We start from the raw sequence: 22,143 nt of genomic DNA on the forward strand, positions 1-22,143 counted from the left end.
CTATATTCATCTATATGTTAAAAGTCAAAGCGTGATGTAACCATCTTTTTACGTGTAAAGAAGTTCAAACCGTCTTTGCCGTTGACATGCAAATCTCCGTAAAAAGAGTCTTTCCAACCGGAGAATGGGAAGAAGGCCATTGTAGCAGGTACTCCTACGTTAATACCGAGCATACCCGCATCTGCTTCTTCTCTAAATTGACGTACCGCTTTTGCATCTTTTGTATAAATCGTTGCTCCATTTCCAAAACGAGATTTTTCCATATAGCGAAGTGCTTCATCTAATGTGTCAGCGCGAAGCAAGCTTAGTACAGGTGCAAAAATCTCTTCTTTAGCAATGGTCATATCAGGAGTTACGCGGTCAAAAATTGTTGCTCCTAAGAAATTGCCTTCCATATGTTCATCCATTTCTTTACGTCCGTCACGAATGAGTTCCGCCCCTTCTTTCATGCCCAGTTCAATATAATCCAGCACCTTATCACGGTGCTCTTTTCGAATCACAGGCGTTAGAAGCACTTCATCATCAAAGCCGCTTCCCATAATTAATTCATCTGCTTTTTGCTTTAATTTTGCGACGAATTCATCGCCTTTTTCACCAACCACGACCACGGCGCTGCACGCCATGCATCGCTGGCCGGCACTTCCATAAGCCGAGCTGATAATATGTGATACTGCTTTATCCATATCGCAGTCTGGCATCACAACATGATGATTTTTAGCTCCAGATAAAGCCTGAACTCGTTTCCCTTGAGCTGCAGCTTGTTCATAAACATATTTTGCTACCGGCTGCGATCCGACGAATGAAATCGCTTTAACTTTTTCATGCTCTATTAATCCGTTCACAACATCGTGTGCCCCGTGCACAATATTTAATAATCCATCCGGTGCTCCTGCTTCTGTAAAAAGTTCAGCAAGTCGCGTTGCTAAAAGCGGCGTTCGCTCAGACGGTTTTAATACAAACGCATTTCCACATACAATTGCAAGAGGGAACATCCAAAGCGGTACCATCATCGGAAAGTTAAAAGGTGTGATGCCGCCAACGACACCCAGTGGAAAACGGAACATCTCAGAATCAATTTCTTCCGCTATGTTATTTAATGATTCCCCCATTAATAAAGTAGGAGCACCCGCGGCAAACTCCACGCATTCAATACCGCGCTGTACTTCACCGTAAGCTTCTTTAAAAGCCTTGCCGTTTTCTTGTACCACTAATTTAGCTAACTCTTCATGATGCTTAACTAGTAAATGCTGAAACGCAAACATTAATCTTGCTCGTTTTGGAGCAGGCACGTTACGCCATGTTTCAAATGTTTTTTGAGCTGTTTCCACCGCATTGGCTACGTCTTCTTTTGTAGAAAGCGGTACTTTTGCAATGACTTCGCCCGTCGATGGATTAATTACCTCTCCAAATTTTTCCCCTGCCGTATCAACCCATTTTCCGCCCACGTAATTTTTTAAAACTTGCGTATCATTATTCACAACTGACATATCGCTTGGCCTCCTCAAAAAATAAGAAATGACAAATCTACCTTTATTATTGAATAAATAAATGGTGGTTGCATTAGACAAAATGTGAAACAACTCTAGATTCTCGTTTCACATTTTGCGCAGTGAACTCGGAGAAAGCATGAACTAAAATGAACATATAGTAAAATCAGCCTCGACATAAAAAAACAGCTGTTTCCAGCTGCTTACTTATCCGTTTATAAATTCCGCGCGCGACTTTTTCATCATAAACAAATATTCATATGCCATAATCATAAACTCAATTGCCAGTCGTTTTTCCGGCTCCATAAAGTCTTCACCCAGCAGCTTTTCTAGTTTTTCGATACGGTGATACAGTGTTTGCCGGACAATGTATAAACGCTTAGCCGTCTCTTGTTTAGATCCGTTGCATGCTAAATAAATTTTTAATGTTTCCATAAGTTTTGCATTATACGTTTCATCATATGTAATAACGGGCTGCAGATATTCAAACACCACTTCCTGTAAGTCTTCATGTTGATGTAAAAGCGAAATAATCCGGTACATATGCAAATCATCATAAAAATGAATAATGGTTTGTTTTTGTAGCATTTCTTGAATCGAAATCGTTTCTTTAGCCGTTTCATAGCTTTTATGCATGCAGTCAAGCTGTTCACAGTATTGGCCAATTCCGATAAAGCTAATGGCGTTCCTCTTTGAATTTTCATCCGATTCATATTGATTCATCCAGCGATGAAGGCTGTTTTCTAATCTCTCTCTCCACGTGCTAACCATTCGTTTGTTCAAAAGAATAAATAATACTTCGCGATTTCGCTCGGAGACTAATAAGTGAAAGCCTTCTTGTTCAAAAATGCTTCTCAAGATCAGCTTAAAATACGTTCGATCAAACTTCTCCCGCCTTTGCCACTTACAGCAAACAACGACACCTCCGCGAATAGGCGAATCTGAACACACTTCGTGCATAGAGTCTTTTATTTGTTCAAGAGTTAACTCTCCGTTCATCCATTTTGTCATCCATTCGGTTTCATCTACTCTTTTTTTCTCTTCGACATACAGGTCCTTCAAAAAATGCTGAGCAAGTGCAGTCGCCGTTCGGTCAACGGTGAGCACTTCAAGTTCTGTTAACGCTTCATTTATAGAAGCAACATATAGCTGAGCATAATCTTGTCCTAATAAATGAATAGGCTGCTCAGTAAAATGCAGACTTTCATTTTCCCTGCTTATATAATGAAGTAGGAGCTGCTGTTTAAGCAAGTCCATCTCAGGAGCAAAGGTAATCAATTCATTTGAAACTTTAAGGCCGACAAGAAGCCCCGTAGATTCATATAAACACTGCAAGATGAGGGCCGGATCATTAACTGTTAACAGCAGCTGATTTAGCCTATGAGAATACTGTTCTAAATCGGAAATCATTTGATAGTGCTGATTAATTAAAAGCGAGTGAACATCTTGCGTAATTTCAACGAACGGAACTTCCTCGTGAAATAAAATAATCGGAAAATCACATTCGTTCGCTTTATCAATTACAATTTGCGGAATCTTAGAAGTATAAGTGCCAAGTTCAATACACAGTCCTGATGCCTTGCAAGAAATTAATTGCTGAAGAAATGATAAACAAGATTGAGAATCTTCTCCCCAGCCTACCCCTGTTGATAAAATGAGCTCGTTTCCTTTTAGCAGCTCATTAATGCGCGTCACTTCCATCACGTGCACCCACTTAACAGAATTAGTAAGCCCTCTCTCTCCAGCTATTACTTCACAGTTTACAAAATGTTTCCTTGTTAAAATCTCTGTTACTGTTAAATATGATTTCAAGTCAACACCGCCCCTAGCGAATTTCACATCATGTCTCCTGGATCATTAACGCGTATTTCGCATATGTGTAGAACAAAAGCTATATCTTCTTACATTATATTAAATATTTAGAAGAAATAAAATATTTAATGAAAGAAACGAAAAAAGCTGTAACGATAATGGATCGTTACAGCTTCTGAGCTGTTTGCTGTAATTTATTAAAAAAACCTTGGCGTTTAACCGCTTGTTCTTTAATTCGGTGAATTTCTTTTTTATAAAAACGCAAATCTTGTAGTGACACTGCATTTAACATTTCCATTTTTAATTTATCAATAATTTTTGTTTCTTCCTGTGTCATACACTGCATAGCTTGATCCATCCGTGTCACACCCTTTTCGTATTTAATAGATTTAGTTTGAAAACGTTCTACTATAATATTTACTACAATTTACTAGATAACTAAACCTTTTCTCTTTCGATGTAAACGAAATGTAACAACTGTAATACAGTCAATGGATAATATCTAGTTATTTTGTTTCACATCCAAAACGAAAAAAACACAAAAACGGATCACTTTTGTCAGCCAATATAGTAAATAACTTATAGGGATTAGTAAACAAATAAAGAGATTGAAACATAATTAAAATTCCAATCAACAGCTAGAAGCACCTTCGTATATGAAACCTACGTTCACCCTGCCAATAAAAAAATCCGAACGATTCACCGTTCGGATCTTCCTTCAGCTAAATTAATTTTGTCCCAGCCTCCGTTTTTATACTTGTTGAATCAGTACGGATGAAAAATATTTTCTAGCATCCGCCGTCAATATATGAAGGGTTTCTTGTTCGGTTTGGTTATTTTCGGTGCGTTCAAACGTCACAAATGCCCCGCTTAGATTCTCCGTTACGGCTGTTATTTTAAATCCTTTTTGCAGCAAAAAATCAATCTTTTCTCGCTCTGCCATATATTCATGGTAACTTGACATTTCCCTGCCCCCGATCTATTTCTTCATCTGTTTTTATAACATTAATTTTTCAGCTTCGTTAGCCGTGTTTAACTCATTAAACTTTGCTCGTTTTGTAAATTGTCCGTAGCCTTTTTGACCGACAAACTGCTTATCTTTTACGACAAATTCCCCGCGGCAAAGTACTGAAACCGGCTCACCCGTGACTTTCATTCCCTCAAATGCGCTATAATCAACTGCCATATGATGCGTGTTTGCTGAAATCGTACGTTCAACAGAAGGGTCAAATATAAGCAGATCCGCGTCTGCGCCAACCGCTATTGTTCCTTTTTTCGGGTACAGTCCGAACAGCTTAGCAATTTTTGTTGATGTTATATCTACAAACTGATTGATATTAATTCGTTTCTTCACTACTCCTTCTGAAAATAAAATACTCATGCGATCCTCGATAATAGGGCCTCCGTTTGGAATTTTCGTAAAATCTCCTTTTCCCAGATCTTTTTGACCGTTAAAATCAAACGAACACTGATCTGATCCAATCGTTTGCAAGTCGCCATTACGCAGAGCATTCCACAAAACATCTTGGTTCCATTTTTCACGTAAAGGCGGCGACCATACGTATTTTGCTCCTTCAAAATTCGGTTTTTCTAAATAGGTTTGGTCAAGCATCAAATACTGCGGACACGTTTCGCCCCAGATATTTACGCCTTTTTCCCTTGCTTCAGCAATCTTTTTAACTGCTTCAGCGCACGACACGTGAACAACATAGAGCTGTGAGTCAGCCAGCTCCGTTAGCACCGCGGCTCTTCCCGTAGCTTCTCCTTCTATTTCTGGAGGGCGAGTCAGTGCATGATAGATAGGATCGGTTTGTCCTTGTTCTAGTGCTTTTGCCGTTAAATACTCAATAACATCTCCATTTTCAGCATGTACCATCACAAGCGCCCCTAATTTTTTAGCTTGCACTAGCGTTTGATAAAGGGTAGCATCGTCTGCTTGAAAAACATTTTTATAGGCCATGAATACTTTAAAAGAAGTAATTCCTTCTTTTTCAATAATCGTAGGAAGCTCATTTAATACATCTTCCGTGATTTCTCCAATCATTAGATGAAAGCTATAATCGATAGCCGCTTTTCCTTTTGATTTTTCATGCCATGTGCCGATCGCTTTTTGCAGCGGTTCGCCTTTATTGGTTAAGCAAAAATCAATAACAGTTGTCGTACCTCCAAAAGCTGCTGCTCTTGTACCTGTTTCAAAGTCATCTTTTGTAACGGTGCCTCCAAACGGCATATCTAAATGAGTATGAGGATCGATCCCTCCTGGAAATATATAGTTGCCTTTTGCATCAATCACTTCACAACCCTGCTCTTCAAATGCCGAGCCAATTGCCGAAATAACTCCATTTTCAATTAAAATATCGGCTTTATACGTATCTGTTGCTGTGACTACCACACCATTTTTAACGATTTTCTTCATTTCTTCATCCCCTTTGTATTTATACGTCTAATCGCTGTGCAGCCGTCGCTTGTAAAGCAGCTTGGCGTTCATTCCACGTCATTGGAGGCTGTTCATTCGGTAATTCAACCATGGATATAGCCCCATCCACCGGACATACAATCGAACATAAATTACAGCCTACACAATCTTCTTCTCTTACTTTTAAATAAGATTTTCCTGAAGGGTCTTTCAGCATATCAATACATTGGTGAGAAGTATCTTCACAAGAAATATGACATTTATTGCAGTTAATACACGTATCCGGATCGATGCGAGCCACTACTTTATAATTGAGATCTAAGTTGCCCCAGTCGGAATATTTTGAAACGGCTTTCCCTACAATATCACTTACTTTTTCAATTCCTCTTTCATCCAAATAATAATTGAGACCTTGAATCATATCCTCTACAATGCGGAACCCGTGATGCATTGCAGCTGTACATACTTGCACACCTGTAGCACCCATGAGCATAAATTCGACGGCTTCTTGCCAGTTCGAAACGCCTCCCATACCTGATATTGGAACGTTAATAAACGGACTTCTCGCACATTCAGCAACCATGTTTAATGCAATCGGCTTAACAGCCGGGCCGCAATAACCTCCGTGAGCGCCTTTTCCTGCTACGTGTGGAATCGTATTCCATGAATGAATGTCTACTCCTGCTAAACTATTAATAGTGTTAATCATGCTCACAGCGTCAGCACCGCCTCGAACCGCTGCTTCTGCTGTAACGGTGATATCTGTGATATTTGGAGTTAATTTAACAATGACCGGCGTTTGGGCAACTTCTTTAGCCCAATACGTTTGTTTTTCAACCAAATCAGGGACTTGCCCAGAGGCAGCACCCATCCCTCGTTCTGCCATTCCATGCGGACACCCAAAGTTCAGCTCTAATCCATCCACTCCTACGTCTTCTACTTTTTTGACAATTTCATGCCATTTTTCTTGCTGAGGCTCTACCATAAGAGAGGCAATAATTGCGTGGTTAGGAAACTTCTTTTTCGTTTCATAGATTTCCTTCAAATTAACTTCAAGAGGACGATCGGTGATTAACTCAATATTATTAAAGCCGGCTACGCGCTGACCGTTGAAGCCAACGGCAGCAAATCGTGAGGAAACATTTAAAATCGGATCACCAAGCGTTTTCCAAACTGCGCCTCCCCAGCCTGCTTCAAATGCACGCTGCACTTGATAACCTGAATTGGTTGGCGGTGCGGATGCCAGCCAAAACGGATTTGGTGATTGAATACCTGCTAAATTTGTTGTTAAATCTGCCATAGATTTCTCCTCCTCCTGATTTTAAGCTGTTTCCATTGTTTCTTTTGTTAACTGCATATGAATATTTAACGCCGTTTGTTTTCCTTGCTGAGCAGCGGTCACAACCATTGCTTCTCCTTGCCCTTTACCAAAAATAACGTCTCCGCAAGCAAATACTTTTGGATTTGATGTTTGAAACGTCTCTTGATTAATTAAGACAACTCCGTCTTCATGATGCAGCTGAAATTGTTGAATCAAAGACAGGTACCGTTCTTGACCAATTGCTTTAACAACAGCATCGACTGGAATGGTAAACGTTGAACCTTCAACAGGAACAGGCTTTCTTCGGCCGTCTGCATCTGGATCTGTTAGAGTCATTTTTACACATTCAATCCCGCTCACCTTACCATTTTCATCTCCAATAATTCGTATAGGAGCCGTTAACCAGCGGAATTCAACACCATCTTGTTTTGCAAATTCAAATTCAAAATCATAAGCCGTCATTTCTTCTCGTGTACGACGGTATAAAATTTGAACATTTTCAGCCCCCAAGCGCACGGAACATGTAGCACCATCAATCGCAGTATTTCCCGCACCAATGACGGCAACACGCTTACCCACAAATTCTGTTGATAACGCTTCTGACTTCGTTTTTTTCACAAAATCAATCGCATCATACACACCGTCTAGCTCTTCACCTTCAACATGTAGAGAAGGCACCTTGCTCATACCAATAGCTAATACAACCGCGTCATACGACTGCAGCAATTCGCTCGGAAGAATATCTTCTCCAATTCTTACGTTTGTTTTAATTTTTACATCTAATCTTTTTACTTGTTCAACTTCCCAGAATGAAATCGCTTGAGGAAGACGAAACGACACGATTCCATATGTATTTAACCCTCCTGCTTGTTTTTCCGCTTCAAAAATGGTTACATCATATCCAAATCGCGCCAGTTCTCTTGCTGCAGAGAGACCCGCCGGACCTCCACCAACAATTGCTACCTTTTTACCGTTTGCTCTTCCTTTCTCAAACAGCACCTGTTCATTTTGAATAGCCCAATCCGTTGCGTAGCGCTGCAAATTTCCAATCATAATTGGTTTGGTTGAGTGGTTAAGTACACACGCTCCTTCACATAGTTCATCGGTTGGACAAACTCTCGAACAGCTTGCTCCTACGGGATTAGAAGACATAATCGTTTCGGCAGACCCCTTTAAATTGCCCGATGCAATTTTTTTAATAAACGTCGGGATGTCAATTCCTGTAGGGCATGCCTGAATACAGGGTGCATCATAACAGTACAAACATCGATTAGATTCTTCGACTGCTTCTCTATCTGACAACCCTTTTTCTACTTCATTAAAGTTTTGAATGATGGACTGCAAACTTTCCTGTGATCGCATTGCATCAACCTCCCAAGGATATCTGTTGATAAAACTAAAATTGAAAGCGCTTACATATTTTTTATATACGTTATTTTCAACTTCTACTTTGGTAAAATGTATTACTAACTTTATTGTACAAAACGACCGTCTTTTCTTCATTATACATTATGTTAAAAAATTCAGACTATTTACTATTCACTATGTAAAAAGCCTTGCTTTTATATAAAAGCAAGGCTGCAACTATTATTTGGCTACTTCTTTAATAATCGACACTACTAGTTCAGATGTCTTCACCAGTTCTTCTACCGGAATTTTTTCATTTGTTGTATGAATATCTTCATAACCAACTGCTAAGTTGACTGTTGGGATATCAAAGCCTGCGATTACATTTGCATCGCTTCCGCCTCCGCTTTGAAGCAGGCGTGAAGGACGATCGATATTAACCACGGCTTTTTTAGCAACTTCGACAACATGATCTCCATCGCCAAATTTAAAGCCTGGATACATCACTTTAATATCAACTTCTGCACGTCCGCCCATTTCTTGTGCAGCTGTTTCAAACGCTTCTTTCATTTTCGCTACTTGCGCTTCCATTTTTTCTGGAATTAATGAACGAGCTTCTGCTAAAATATCGACGCGGTCACACACGATATTCGTTTGCGTTCCGCCTTCAAAGCGTCCAATATTCGCTGTAGTCTCTTCATCAATACGTCCAAGCGGCATTTTAGAAATGGCTCTTGAAGCGATCGTAATAGCAGAAACGCCTCGTTCAGGAGCTACACCTGCATGAGCTGTTTTTCCATAAATTGTTGCATTTACTTTTGCTTGCGTCGGCGCAGCAACGATAATGTCTCCCACTTTGCCATCGCTATCTAAAGCATAGCCGAATTTTGCCGTTACGAGGCTAGAATCAAGAGCTTTAGCGCCCACTAAGCCAGATTCTTCTCCTACTGTAATAATAAATTCAATTTTGCCGTGCGCGATGTTTTCTTCTTTTAATACGGTGATGGCTTCTAGCATTGCTGCTAAGCCTGCTTTATCATCCGCTCCAAGAATTGTCGTGCCGTCACTTTTAATATAGCCATCTTCAATAGATGGTTTAATACCGTTTCCAGGTACGACTGTATCCATATGAGAAGTAAAGTAGATTGTGTCTACACCTTCTTTTGTAGCTGGCAGTGTGCAGATTAAGTTGTTGGCTCCGTGGCCCGTTTTTTCTTTGGCATCATCTTCTACTACTTCGACGCCTAATGCGGTAAATTTTTCTTTTAGTACAACAGCAATTTTTTCTTCATGCTTTGTTTCTGAGTCTACTTGTACTAATTCAATAAATAAATCAACGATTCGTTGTTCATTAATCATAATATGTAATCCCTCCAAAAATAACCTACAATGGTATGTTACCATGTTTCTTTGCTGGACGCTCTTCCTTTTTATTGTGCAACATTTCAAGCGCTTGTATTAATTTTATTCGCGTTTCCCGAGGATCAATAACATCATCCACCATTCCAGCGCTTGCCGCTACGTAAGGATTAGCAAATTTCTCGCGATACTGTTCAATTTTTTCGTGTCTTGTTTCATCTGGGTTTTCGCTACCTCGAATGTCGTTTGCAAAGATAATATTTGCAGCACCTTGAGGACCCATAACAGCGATTTCGGCATTCGGCCACGAATACACAAGGTCCGCTCCAATCGATTTACTATTTAAAGCTACGTATGCACCTCCGTACGCCTTTCGCAAAATCACCGTGATTTTCGGAACGGTAGCTTCGGAGTATGCATATAAAATTTTAGCACCATGACGTATAATTCCGCCATGTTCCTGCTTGATACCTGGGAAAAAACCTGTAACATCTTCAAATGTAATAAGTGGGATATTAAATGAATCGCAAAATCGAATAAACCTTGCTGCTTTATCTGAGGAGTTAATATCTAAACTGCCTGCCATTACTTTAGGCTGGTTACACACAAGTCCGACAACTTTTCCATCTATGCGGGCAAAACCAATGACAATATTTCTTGCAAAGTCTTTTTGCACTTCAAAAAATGAGTGTTCGTCCACCACTTGGTGAATGACTTGACGCACATCGTAAGGGCGCACGGCATCAAACGGGACAACGTCTAATAAATCCGGACGATAATGATCAGACTCTGCCTTTGAGGCTAAAGGAGGCTGCTCTTGGCTAGACTGAGGAAGATAGCTTAAGAGCGTTCGTACTTGTTCTAGCACCTCTTGTTCTGTTGCACCTCTAAAATGGGCATTACCGCTAATTTCGTTATGGACAGCTGCTCCTCCAAGATTTTCAGAGGAAATGCTTTCTCCCGTTACCGTTTCAATTACTTTTGGTCCTGTAATGAACATTTGACTTGTTTCTTCTACCATAAAAACAAAGTCCGTAATCGCCGGTGAGTACACGGCTCCGCCTGCACAAGGCCCCATAATAACAGATATTTGAGGCATGACACCCGAATAAATGGCATTTCGATAAAAAATATGACCGTATCCATCAAGAGACATGACGCCCTCTTGAATACGAGCCCCGCCTGAATCATTTAATCCAATAAACGGCACGCCTGTTTTAGCAGCTAAGTCCATTACGTGCGCAATTTTTTTAGCATGCATTTCACCTAACGCGCCTCCGAATACCGTAAAATCTTGCGAAAACAAATAGACTGAGCGACCGTTTATCTTGCCGTAACCTGTTACTACCCCGTCTCCTGGTCCTACTTGATTATTCATACTGAAATCCGCACACCGATGTTCAATAAATGGATTTAATTCAACAAATGTATGTTCATCCAAAAGAATTTCAATTCGTTCGCGTGCCGTTAGTTTCCCTTTATGGTGCTGTTTTTCAATTTTTTCGTCTCCACCGCCTAACTCGATCTTCCGGCGCTTATCGTACAATTCATTTAATTTATCATAAATGTCAACCATGTTTCTTCTCCTCCTCTAGTGTTTTTTCACAGAGCTCATAAAGAACACCGTTTGCTGACTTTGGATGCAAAAAAGCAATGGATGCTTCCCCTGCGCCTTTTCTCGGAACATCGTCAATCATTTGTACACCCTTTTCCTTTAACTCGTGAATCCGTTCTTCAATCGTTCGCACACCTAAAGCCACATGATGAAGACCTTCACCTCTCTTTTTGATGAACGCGCCGACAGCACTGTCTTCAAAGAGCGGCTCTAATAATTCAATTTTTACGTTGCCGCACTGAATAAAAGCAACTTTTACTCCTTGTTCTTCTACTTCTTCTACTTTTAATAGAGACAGTCCTAATACCTTTTCATAAAAAGGGAGGCTGCCTTCAATTGATTTTACAGCTATTCCTATGTGATCAATTCCTTTTATCACTTTCTCACCTCTTTTAAAAAAGCGTTTTCATTTACACATATTCTTGAAAACAAAAGAAATCTCCTGCTCGCGTGTCTACAGAAAGTTGCTTGTCTAAGCAGCGGAAGACATGTAAAATAAGAAAAAAACGTGTAGGAGGACTTTGGTTGTATGTCTAATAAGAAAATCCAAAAAACCGTTGTGTTTTTAATGCTTCTTGTCATGTTAATATCTACGCTTTTAGCGGGACTTGCCATGTGGTTTTAATCGAGACTGATGACTAAAAACATAGATGCACTGCTCCTTCTTTGTGCAATGCAAACATATAAAAAAGACTGGTGACTAGTCACCAGTCTTTTGCTGTATATTCACAATGCCTTTTTGAGCGGCTAACTCTTCAAAAGATTGATCTGTAGATACAATCCATACTTTTGTACCTAACGGGACTTGATCATATAAATGGCTTACTTCACGATTTTCTACGCGAATACAGCCATTCGATACATATTTACCGATGGAATCCGGCTGATTTGTACCGTGAATGCCGTAAATACGTCCGTCAGTCTCTCTTGCATCAAACCCAATCCACCTTACACCTAGAGGATTTTGAGGAGCGCCTCCTTCAATATTACTTCTCCGATAATAAGGATTAACAGCTTTTACTGTTACCGTGAACTCCCCTTCGGGCGTCAGATTAACTGCTTTCCCCGTTGCTACTTTAATAATTTGTTTAATTTCTTTATTTTGAATATAAGCAAGCTCATTGCTTTGTTTATTAATAATAATATAAGGATCATTTGGCAACGGATTTTCTCCTAATGGCCAAACCGGAGATAGTAGTAAAAGGATAAAAGCAAACACATGCACGTAATCCACCACCTTACGTTAGTCCTAAGTAAAAGATAAGAGAGGTATCTCTTGTCTTATTTAGTGTTCGTAAGCAAGATAAACAACATGCATACTGTTTAACTTATTTTTAAGGTTTGTTTAATAACCAAATATTGTTCAATTTCTTTGACTACGTGCAGTAAATCGGCACGCGCTTCAAACTCTTCCCGCGTTTTGGGAAGCGGCATCTCTGCAAACGCTTCTCGTAAATGCTGAAGTTTGGCTAAAAATAATTTTGCTGTATTACCCGGGTGGATGGATAGACTTAATTCTTCAATAAAATCGGCAATCATGTAGCGCTGTTCTACCACCAAATCAATAGCGGTAATGAGAGGAAGGGTACGCTCAATAATTTCAAGCTGTTTTTCACGAATTTTAAAATAGCGGTAATAATAATTTTCCCCACGCACAAAATGATTTTCTACATCACGAAACGCAAGGCTTTTTGCTTTTTCTAAAATTTTTACCGTATCTGCAATTTCCTTACCGTCCCAGCTGCTGTCATTGGTTCTGAGATACAGGGCAATTTCTTTTAACATCGACCGGAAATTTTCTTCAATTTCTTGCTGATACGTGCGAAGCTCTTGATCTAAACTTGGCATGTATAAATTCACAAGCAGGGCAACACCTATCCCAATTACAATTAAGCCAAGTTCATTAAAGACGATTCCCCATGTCATATTGCCTTTGGAGTAAATATGAAGCAAAATAACGGAGCTTGTAACAATGCCTGCATTAACTTTGAATATAACCGTAACCGGGATAAACAAAAGCAGCATCAGTCCTATAACAAGTGGATGATAAGCAATCCCTTCAAAGAATATAAACGAAAACAGAATGGATAAAGAACAAGCAATAAAACGATCGCTTGCACTTCGCAACGATTTTTTCTTTGAATTTTGAATGCACAAAATGGTGATAATTCCAGCTGATACAAAAAACTCGAGGTGAAAGAACTGAGCTATAATAATAGCCAGTGATGTACCGACGGCTGTTTTAATTGTCCGGTACCCAATTTTAAATTTCATTTTCTAGACTCCTACATGTTGGTTTCTTTTTAGTGTGATAAAATACTCTATTCTTTATTAACACGAATAGAAAAATAACACAACCTTAAATCTTGCTGTACTGTATAAATTCCAATAAAAAAAGTGCAGAAAAGATCGTACTCTTCCTGCACTTTTTTATTATAAAATCTTTTCTAAGAAATCTTTAGCACGCTTGCTTTTAGGAGCTGAGAAAAATTCAGCCGGAGGCGCATCTTCAACAAGGACACCGCCGTCTAAAAACAGCACACGATCCGCTACTTCTCGTGCAAATCCCATTTCATGCGTTACAATGACCATCGTCATTCCTGTTTCTGTTAGCGACTTCATTACATCTAGTACTTCTTTTACCATCTCTGGATCTAATGCTGAGGTTGGTTCGTCAAACAGCATCACTTTCGGCTCCATTGCCAGTGCTCTGGCAATAGCTACACGCTGCTTTTGACCGCCCGATAAGCGATTTGGAAACTCGTTGGCTTTTTGAGCAAGTCCCACTTTTTGGAGTAATTCTTTGCCTTTAGCAACAGCCGTTTCTCTTGACACGCCTTTTACCGTCATCGGAGCATACGTCAAATTTTCAAGCACTGTCATATGTGGAAACAAGTGAAAATGCTGAAATACCATTCCTACGTTTTCACGCACACGCATAATGTTTGTTTTTTTATCTGTAATCACTTGACCGTTAATTGAAACTACTCCGCTCGTCGGTTCTTCAAGCAGGTTCATACAGCGTAAAAAAGTAGATTTACCAGAACCAGAAGGGCCAATAACAGCTACGACTTCTTTTTCTTTAATCGTAGTTGAAATACCTTTTAAAACTTCATTTTTACCAAATGATTTGTGTAAATTTTCAACGTTAATCACCTTTTCTCATTCTCCTCTCGACTGCTTTACCAAGGAGCGTTAAGCCCATTACCATTACATAATAAATCAACCCTGCAAAAATTAACGGTTCAAGGTAGGCGAATTTTTCTCCACCTACAATGTAAGCACGGCGCATAATGTCGAGTGCTCCAATAACTGTAACGATAGCTGATTCCTTTGTTAATGTAATGAACTCATTCATTAAAGCAGGTAAAATATTTTTAAGTGCCTGTGGCAAAATAATTTGTCCCATCATGCGGCGATAAGGAATTCCTAACGCTAATGCCGCTTCACGCTGTCCTTTATCAACAGCTAAAATACCAGCGCGAATAATTTCAGATATATATGCTGCAGAGTTTAGCCCGAACGCAGCAACGGCCGCTGGAAACGGGGCAATATCAAACCCGAGCAGCTGAGGTAATCCAAAGTATATTAATAATAATTGCAATACTAGCGGTGTTCCGCGAAACACGGACGTATATGCATCCGCAAACCATTGAAGAGGTTTATTGCGGCTGATTTTACATAAAGATAAAATAACTCCCAGCACAAACCCTAAAATTGCTGAAGCTAGGACTATCTGTATCGTTACCCCTATCCCTTTTAAAATATAAGGCATAGAAGGCACGATTTGCGAAAAATCCAAATTCATGCCTAGTTCCATTCCTCTCTAACTATCATTCTTATTTTTGGTCGTCAAACCACTTAACGATTAATTTATCTAATTCACCGTTTTCTTTCATTTTCTTTAATTCACGGTTAAAGTCATTCGTTAGCTTGCTGTCTTTAGGAAATGCGATTGCTGATCCTTTACTTGAATCTGGACGTCCTGTATCAGACATTTGCAAGCTTTTGTCTTTGTTCACATACCCTTTAGCTACTGTATCTTCAATAATCGCTGCATCGATACGATTTGATTTCATTTCTTGAATTAGTTCTGGAATACGGTCACGCGTTGTTACATTTACTCCGTCAACTTCTTTTGCAATTTCTTTTGCTTCGTCTGCTTGGATAGAAGAAGTTTGTACACCGACTGTTTTCCCTTTTAGTTCTTCTGCATTTTTAATTGGCGCATCTTTCTTCGATACAATCATGTTTTTTGCTTCATAATATACGTCTGAGAAGTCCACGTTCTTTTTACGCTTTTCAGTTGGCGTCATACCAGCTAAAACTAAATCGACTTTATTAGATTGTAAAGCTGGAATTAATCCGCCAAATTCCATATCCTTCACCTGTACGTCATAGCCTAACTTTTTACCGATTGTTTTTGCTAAATCTACGTCAAATCCGATTGCTTCACTATCACCTTTTGCCGTATCAATATATTCAAATGGTGGGTAATCTGCTGATGTTCCCATTACTAGTACTTTTTTATCTTTGTCGTCGCTGCTTGCTCCGCCATTAGACGTTCCTTCTCCTGCTCCGCATGCAGCTAAAACGCCTGCTGTTAAAAGACCAATTGCCGTTACCGATAACCACTTCTTCAATTTCATCTTCGTTCCCCCTAGTTTATTCCTTACATTATTTTTTAAAAATTAATAATATTATGAAATAAGTTTTTTGCTATTGCAAGTAAATGTCGAAATTTAAATATATATTCATATAAATGTATTTTAACACAACATTATAAATATGCAATATCTTTTTTAAATATAAGTTTCACTATTTGAAAATACCTTTTCTCAACATTTTCCACTCGTTAGAAAGTCTGCATACAGATAGGTAAAAAAACGCATAAAAAAAGAAGCCGTTCAAAACGGCTTCTCTCTTACACTTCTTCACAGTGCTGTTCGAATGCTTCTTGTAGCTTCATCACAACTGACATTGGCTCGTGGCCTTCAATTTCGTGACGCTCTACCATTGTGATAATTTTTCCGTCTTTTAATAAGGCGAAAGATGGAGATGAAGGCGGATAACCTTCAAAGTATTCGCGTGCACGTGCAGTTGCTTCTTTATCTTGCCCAGCAAATACTGTAACCAAGTTTGTTGGACGTTTATCATAATGTACAGCGTGCGCTGCAGCAGGTCTTGCAATACCTCCTGCACAACCGCAAACTGAATTCACCATTACAAGCGTTGTACCAGGCTGTTTAAACGTTTCATCTACCGCTTCAGCCGTCGTTAATTCTGTATAACCAGCAGCTGTAATTTCTTTACGGGCTTGACGAACAACGTCGTTCATAAACAAGTTAAAATCGATATTCATTTTCATACCTCCCTTTTGCTATCTATTCTTTATCATAGCAAACGAAAACTAAAAAGGCGATTGCTTTGACTCATTTTTTGTTGGTAATCAAGATTAAACAAGAAAAAAAATGGTGATACTATTTTTACAGCTAGAAAACCATACTCTTAACTCCCTAGTGTAGAAGGATCCGCATAAAATGCAGGATCCTTTTTTACATTTCTTTCATCGCCTGCTGATAGATTTTAATCAAGTGTTCGAGAGCTTCAGCCATTGTGGCATCTCCCGTCATCATTTGTTTTTCAACATCCCCTAGTTTTTGCTTAACTAAAGGATGTTCATAAAATGATTCTTGTAAATATTCATTAACACTTGCTTGTAACCATGCCTTCATTTGCTTTTGCCTTACTGTATAAAACAGATCATTTTTATTCATCCATTCCTTATAGTCACAAATTTTCTTCCACAAGTCTTGAAATGATGCTTCTTCATAAGCAGAAGTTGTGATGACCTGTGGGTTCCATCCTCCAGAATGACCGTGAAGGAAGCCGATGATGCTTTCGTATTCTTTTGCAGTCACTTCTGCTTTTAGCCGGTTATCCCCGTCTGCTTTATTTACACAAATTAAATTAACCCATTCAAGCAGCCCTTTTTTAATTCCTTGCAAATCATCTCCTGCTCCGGTTAAAGCAAGCAAAACAAAGAAGTCTACCATCTCTTTTACAATCATTTCACCTTGGCCAACACCCATCGTTTCGACAAATATGATGTTATACCCAGCCGCTTCACAAAGAAAAATGGCTTCTCTCGTTTTAAGATGAACACCTCCAAGCGTTCCTTGAGAAGGTGAAGGACGGACAAAAGCATTCTCTTGTTTGGTAAGAAGCTCCATTCTCGTTTTATCTCCTAAAATACTTCCTCCAGACAAGGTACTGCTTGGATCAACTGCCAAAACTGCAACGGAATGGCCATTTTTGCATAGGTACGACCCAAATTTGTCAATCAGCGTACTTTTTCCCGCTCCGGGTACGCCTGTAAAACCAATGCGCACTGAATGCCCCGTATGAGGATAGATTTCTTTAATCAGCTGTTGTGCTATTACTTTATGCTTCGGCGCTTTACTTTCAATTAAAGTAATAGCTTGAGCTAACGCTGTTCTTTTTCCTTCAAGCAGCCCTTGTTTATAATCTTGTACCGTTTTTAATTTCATCAATTGTCTTCACCAACTATTCTTCTAACCGTTTCTTTATTTCATATAAAACAGAAACGGCCGCTTTTGGGATTACTGTTCCAGGTCCAAAGATTGCAGAAGCGCCGTGTTCTAAAAGAAATGAGTAGTCTTGTTTAGGAATAACACCTCCGACAATAACAACGATATCGTCGCGCTCTAATTTCTTTAACTCATCAACAAGCTGCGGCAGTAACGTTTTATGCCCGGCTGCCAAAGAGCTTATGCCAATCACATGTACGTCGTTTTCTACAGCTTGCCTTGCTGTTTCTTGAGGCGTTTGAAATAAAGGACCGATATCAACATCAAATCCAAGGTCAGCAAAGGCTGTTGAAATAACTTTCGATCCTCTGTCGTGACCGTCTTGCCCCATTTTTGCGACTAAAATTCTTGGGCGTCTTCCTTCTTCCTCTAAAAATTCAGCCGTGAGCTTTCGAACTTCTTCGATTTGATCTCGATGCACAAACTCCGCACTGTATACCCCGCTGACTGACTTAGAAGTAGCCTGGTGTCTTCCAGCCACTTTCTCAATAGCTTCTGAAATTTCACCTAGTGTAGCTCTAGCTCTCGCAGCTTCAACCGCAAAAGCAAGGAGATTCCCTTCACCTGTTTTGGCACAATTGGTAAGTCGATTAAGCGCTTCGATTACCGCTTGTTCGTCACGTTCACTGCGTATTTTCTTTAACTTTTCCAGCTGCTTCATTCGAACTGCTGTGTTATCAATATCAAGAATATCAAGCGGTTCTTCTTGCTCCGGCTGAAACTGATTCACACCTACAATAATTTCTGCCTGCGAGTCTATTCTTGCTTGTCTGCGCGCAGCGGCTTCTTCTATCTTCATTTTAGGTACGCCTGCTTCTATTGCTTTTGTCATTCCGCCGAGCTTCTCTATTTCCTCAAGGTGCTTCCACGCTTTTATCATTAATTCATTCGTTAATGATTCCACATAATAAGAGCCTCCCCAAGGATCAATAACGGAACAAATCTCCGTTTCATTTTGTAAATAAAGCTGCGTATTTCGGGCAATTCTAGCTGAAAAATCAGTTGGAAGAGCAATCGCTTCATCCAGTGCGTTTGTATGAAGCGACTGCGTATGTCCTGATACTGCAGCCAAAGCTTCGACGCATGTTCTAATAACATTATTAAATGGATCCTGCTCCGTTAAGCTCCAGCCGGACGTTTGAGAATGCGTTCTAAGAGCTAAAGATTTAGGATTATTCGGTTCAAACTGCTTCATTAGTTTTGCCCATAGCAGCCTCCCTGCTCTCATTTTCGCTACTTCCATAAAATAGTTCATTCCAATTGCCCAGAAAAAGGACAGCCTCGGAGCAAATGCGTCAATTGTAATTCCCGCTTTCAAGCCGGTTCGTACATATTCAAGTCCATCTGCAAGCGTATAAGCAAGCTCTAAGTCTGCTGGAGCACCTGCTTCTTGCATATGATAGCCTGATATACTGATACTGTTAAATTTCGGCATGTACTCCGCTGTATATTTAAAAATATCCGCAATGATTCGCATTGACATCTCAGGAGGATAAATATACGTATTGCGCACCATATATTCTTTTAAAATATCATTTTGAATCGTTCCAGCCAGCTTTTCTTTTTTTACGCCTTGTTCTTCAGCTGTTACGATGTAGAAAGCTAAAATAGGAAGCACCGCCCCGTTCATTGTCATCGACACGGACATTTGATCAAGCGGAATCCCTTCAAACAGCTGCTTCATATCTATCATTGAATCAATTGCCACACCTGCTTTCCCTACATCTCCAACAACTCTTGGATGATCAGAGTCGTAGCCGCGGTGGGTAGCAAGATCAAAAGCAACAGACAGCCCTTTCTGTCCAGCAGCTAGGTTTCGGCGGTAAAAGGCATTGCTTTCCTCCGCCGTTGAGTACCCTGCATACTGCCTAATAGTCCAAGGCCGATTCACATACATCGTTGCATACGGTCCTCTCACAAACGGTGGGACACCAGGTGCAAAGTGAATAAAATCGAGGCTATCTCTGTCTTTTTTTGTATATACTGATTTTAATTCAATTTGTTCATTTGTTTGAAAAGCAGTGAATGAACTTTGAGTCACGTCATCTTCCCTTTGCTGCTTTGAAAATGATAATGGAATATTAGAAAAAGAAGGCTTTTTATACATGAACTTCTACCTCCAAAGCACATAATAACTTCTTAACGCATTGAATAACATTCGTCTTAGGATGTATGACGCTCATTACACCTTTTTGCTGCCACTGCGTTTTGCGTGATACATGTTCTTCCCCTACTACGTACACATAAACGGAATCTTCCTCAAAATAAGTCATCGCTTTTGTTAAGAGCTTTTCCACGAGTTCATCACTTCCACAGATCACATATGCTTCGTGCTTTTGTTCATTCATCCAATCTGCTATCTCGACATAGGAATCTATGTTTTTAATTGTTTCACACGCAAAGCCTGCACTTTCAAATAAAGATCGGGCAATCTCAGCTTTTTTACGGCTGTTAGGATCGGTGAGCTCCATAATGCCAATGCTCATTCCCTTTGTATAAACCCGTATTTTTTCAAACTTCTCTGCTGCTCTCCACTTAGTGAGCGGCACAACACTGTCAGGCTGTGTCTGCTTCGCCATTTGTTTTAGCATCCACCCTGCTGTTACCCCTTTAGATGCTAGCTTTGTATAATCCTCTAGGGAAAGATTTGATGAAAATTCCGAAGCGTTCTGATCACTGTATTTATCCATTTTTATTTCTTCTTTTCTAAACGGCGTGCTTTGTATCTCTTGAGATACATCCTGTTGCTTAGAAGCATAGTGTGTGACTCCGATCAAGCGCTCAATTCGGCACTCTATATTCTCTTGTCTTTTTACTTTCATTTGTTCAACTTCATCTTGAATTCGCCCTTGTTTTAAAGCTTCTTCCATTCCGCCGTGGTCTTCAATGTTGCCAAATAACTCCCAAGCTTTTGTCATTAATTCATGTGTGTAGGCTTCAACGTACCAAGAGCCTCCGGCAGGATCCGTTACTTTTGATATATGTGTTTCGTGCTGCAAAATTAAGTGAGTGTTACGGGCAAGGCGATGAGCGAACTGAGAAGATGAAGACGTGACAGAATCATATGGCTCAATATGCAGACTATCCGCTCCTCCTACAATAGAAGCAAATGCTTGAACCGTGTTCCTTAATGCATTTGTATACATGTCTTCTTTAGACTGTGTAAGATGTGACGTTTCTGTATGGATAAACGGCACTGAAACGGCCGTGTCATCAAAAGCACGAACCACATTTGCCCAAAGCATGCGAAAAGCACGAAGTTTTGATATTTCCATAAATAAATGTGAGCTAACTGAAAAAGAAAAGGTCATATGAGGTAAAACTTGATGTAAGGACAAACCGCGTTTTATGCATTCATCAATATACTGCACACCTGTAGCAAGCATGTAAGCTAGTTCTTGAACAGCGTTTGCACCGCTGTTATGGTAAGGAATGCTTGATACAATGATCGTTTTGAGCTCTGGAACATTACTGTGAGCCAAACGCGTTGCGTAAGCTAAATGATCGTATAAATCTCGAGTAGAAAGTGGAACTCTTCCATATTCAGCAAGGGTGCCGAGCGGATCCATTCCAACCGTTCCTTTTAGCTGTCTCATATTAAAGTTATGATCAACACAGTATGCTTTTAGAAACGAAAGAAGCGGAACGGATGTACATCCCGTATTTAAAAATAAAGGCACCGCTTCAAGAGCTACATGCTGAAACAAATGAGCAACATCCTCTAAAGTAGAAATTGTAGTGCCTGAGGCTACTTCAGCTTCAGTTGCTTCATCAACGTCTTTCCCTTGCCTCATTGCTTCACTGCATGTAAAAGCGGCCGTATTTTGTCCATTTCTCAAACTGTGTAAAAGAAGTTTATTGCTTTCTTTAATAGAAGGTAAGTCGATTTTTTGGGTGATTTCCCATTCCCCTAGTATGTATGATTCTTTACCGGCTCCTCTTAAACAATCTATTCCCGCCGGACTCTGCTGTAAGTAGTCTAAATGTGCCGTATCACTTTCGAAATAAAGCGGTTTCAAAAAGATATTTTCCAACGTTTCTTTTGAAGAGATCGCGGTATTTTTGCTAACTTCCTGTGCCCAATCTTCTTTAGGTGTACGTGTAAATTCATGAAATGATAATGTATTTGTTTTCATTTCCATGCCCCTTTACAGTTAATAGCTGCCTGCTAAACC

20 protein-coding genes are annotated in these 22,143 nt (G+C 39.8%); 1 reads left to right on the forward strand and 19 read right to left on the reverse strand.

Going from position 1 to position 22,143, the window contains the following annotated elements; all coding sequences use genetic code 11:
• Positions 1-17: 17 nt before the first annotated feature.
• From OK414_RS23055 to mce, 10 genes are all read right to left on the reverse strand, one after another.
• Positions 18-1,487, reverse strand: coding sequence for a CoA-acylating methylmalonate-semialdehyde dehydrogenase (locus OK414_RS23055; RefSeq protein WP_034648986.1), 1,470 nt, complete (start codon positions 1,485-1,487; stop codon positions 18-20).
• Between the two features lie 207 nt (positions 1,488-1,694).
• Positions 1,695-3,326: a PucR family transcriptional regulator gene (locus OK414_RS23060; protein WP_016765520.1), complete on the reverse strand. Its 1,632-nt coding sequence runs from the start codon at positions 3,324-3,326 to the stop codon at positions 1,695-1,697.
• A 139-nt stretch (positions 3,327-3,465) separates the two neighbouring features.
• On the reverse strand, positions 3,466-3,657 hold the full coding sequence (locus OK414_RS23065) for a hypothetical protein (RefSeq protein WP_013084957.1): 192 nt from the start codon (positions 3,655-3,657) through the stop codon (positions 3,466-3,468).
• A 393-nt stretch (positions 3,658-4,050) separates the two neighbouring features.
• Positions 4,051-4,263 (reverse strand): hypothetical protein, encoded by a 213-nt coding sequence (locus OK414_RS23070; protein WP_013084958.1) that lies wholly within the window; start codon positions 4,261-4,263, stop codon positions 4,051-4,053.
• 33 nt (positions 4,264-4,296) lie between these two features.
• Positions 4,297-5,715 carry a dihydropyrimidinase gene (gene hydA, locus OK414_RS23075; RefSeq protein WP_016765522.1) on the reverse strand — a complete coding sequence of 473 codons (1,419 nt, stop codon included), beginning with the start codon at positions 5,713-5,715 and terminating at the stop codon, positions 4,297-4,299.
• Between the two features lie 19 nt (positions 5,716-5,734).
• Positions 5,735-7,015, reverse strand: a complete 1,281-nt coding sequence (gene preA / locus OK414_RS23080) for an NAD-dependent dihydropyrimidine dehydrogenase subunit PreA (RefSeq protein WP_013084960.1) — start codon at positions 7,013-7,015, stop codon at positions 5,735-5,737.
• A gap of 21 nt (positions 7,016-7,036) precedes the next feature.
• Complete coding sequence (locus tag OK414_RS23085; RefSeq protein ID WP_016765523.1) at positions 7,037-8,398, reverse strand: NAD(P)-dependent oxidoreductase; 1,362 nt, start codon at positions 8,396-8,398, stop codon at positions 7,037-7,039.
• A 225-nt stretch (positions 8,399-8,623) separates the two neighbouring features.
• Entirely contained in the window at positions 8,624-9,742 is a 1,119-nt protein-coding gene (locus OK414_RS23090) for a M20/M25/M40 family metallo-hydrolase (protein WP_016765524.1), read from the reverse strand.
• A 25-nt stretch (positions 9,743-9,767) separates the two neighbouring features.
• Positions 9,768-11,318: an acyl-CoA carboxylase subunit beta gene (locus OK414_RS23095; RefSeq protein ID WP_013084963.1), complete on the reverse strand. Its 1,551-nt coding sequence runs from the start codon at positions 11,316-11,318 to the stop codon at positions 9,768-9,770.
• Complete coding sequence (gene mce, locus OK414_RS23100) at positions 11,311-11,736, reverse strand: methylmalonyl-CoA epimerase (RefSeq protein WP_013084964.1); 426 nt, start codon at positions 11,734-11,736, stop codon at positions 11,311-11,313. The genes OK414_RS23095 and mce overlap by 8 nt, the downstream gene beginning before the upstream one ends.
• Before the next feature lie 150 nt (positions 11,737-11,886).
• Between mce and prli42 the strand changes: the two genes are divergently transcribed.
• Positions 11,887-11,982 (forward strand): stressosome-associated protein Prli42, encoded by a 96-nt coding sequence (prli42, locus tag OK414_RS23105; protein ID WP_016765525.1) that lies wholly within the window; start codon positions 11,887-11,889, stop codon positions 11,980-11,982.
• Between the two features lie 75 nt (positions 11,983-12,057).
• Here prli42 and OK414_RS23110 read toward each other — a convergent pair whose 3' ends face one another.
• From OK414_RS23110 to OK414_RS23150, 9 genes are all read right to left on the reverse strand, one after another.
• On the reverse strand, positions 12,058-12,582 hold the full coding sequence (locus OK414_RS23110) for a L,D-transpeptidase (RefSeq protein ID WP_034648976.1): 525 nt from the start codon (positions 12,580-12,582) through the stop codon (positions 12,058-12,060).
• A 98-nt stretch (positions 12,583-12,680) separates the two neighbouring features.
• Positions 12,681-13,631 (reverse strand): aromatic acid exporter family protein, encoded by a 951-nt coding sequence (locus OK414_RS23115; RefSeq protein WP_013059112.1) that lies wholly within the window; start codon positions 13,629-13,631, stop codon positions 12,681-12,683.
• A gap of 159 nt (positions 13,632-13,790) precedes the next feature.
• Positions 13,791-14,513, reverse strand: a complete 723-nt coding sequence (locus OK414_RS23120; RefSeq protein WP_013059113.1) for an amino acid ABC transporter ATP-binding protein — start codon at positions 14,511-14,513, stop codon at positions 13,791-13,793.
• Entirely contained in the window at positions 14,506-15,165 is a 660-nt protein-coding gene (locus tag OK414_RS23125) for an amino acid ABC transporter permease (RefSeq protein WP_013059114.1), read from the reverse strand. Before OK414_RS23125 ends, OK414_RS23120 begins: the two co-directional genes overlap by 8 nt.
• A gap of 31 nt (positions 15,166-15,196) precedes the next feature.
• Positions 15,197-16,000 (reverse strand): transporter substrate-binding domain-containing protein, encoded by an 804-nt coding sequence (locus tag OK414_RS23130; protein ID WP_026106695.1) that lies wholly within the window; start codon positions 15,998-16,000, stop codon positions 15,197-15,199.
• Positions 16,001-16,281: 281 nt separating this feature from the next.
• Positions 16,282-16,719, reverse strand: coding sequence for a BrxA/BrxB family bacilliredoxin (locus tag OK414_RS23135; protein ID WP_013084970.1), 438 nt, complete (start codon positions 16,717-16,719; stop codon positions 16,282-16,284).
• A 193-nt stretch (positions 16,720-16,912) separates the two neighbouring features.
• Positions 16,913-17,908, reverse strand: coding sequence for a methylmalonyl Co-A mutase-associated GTPase MeaB (gene meaB, locus OK414_RS23140; RefSeq protein ID WP_034648973.1), 996 nt, complete (start codon positions 17,906-17,908; stop codon positions 16,913-16,915).
• Between the two features lie 16 nt (positions 17,909-17,924).
• Positions 17,925-20,075, reverse strand: coding sequence for a methylmalonyl-CoA mutase (gene scpA / locus OK414_RS23145; RefSeq protein ID WP_034648971.1), 2,151 nt, complete (start codon positions 20,073-20,075; stop codon positions 17,925-17,927).
• Complete coding sequence (locus OK414_RS23150) at positions 20,068-22,104, reverse strand: methylmalonyl-CoA mutase family protein (RefSeq protein ID WP_216874255.1); 2,037 nt, start codon at positions 22,102-22,104, stop codon at positions 20,068-20,070. Before OK414_RS23150 ends, scpA begins: the two co-directional genes overlap by 8 nt.
• Positions 22,105-22,143 lie beyond the last annotated feature (39 nt).

It is taken from the genome of Priestia sp. JV24 (assembly GCF_025910025.1).
Taxonomy (GTDB): domain Bacteria; phylum Bacillota; class Bacilli; order Bacillales; family Bacillaceae_H; genus Priestia; species Priestia megaterium.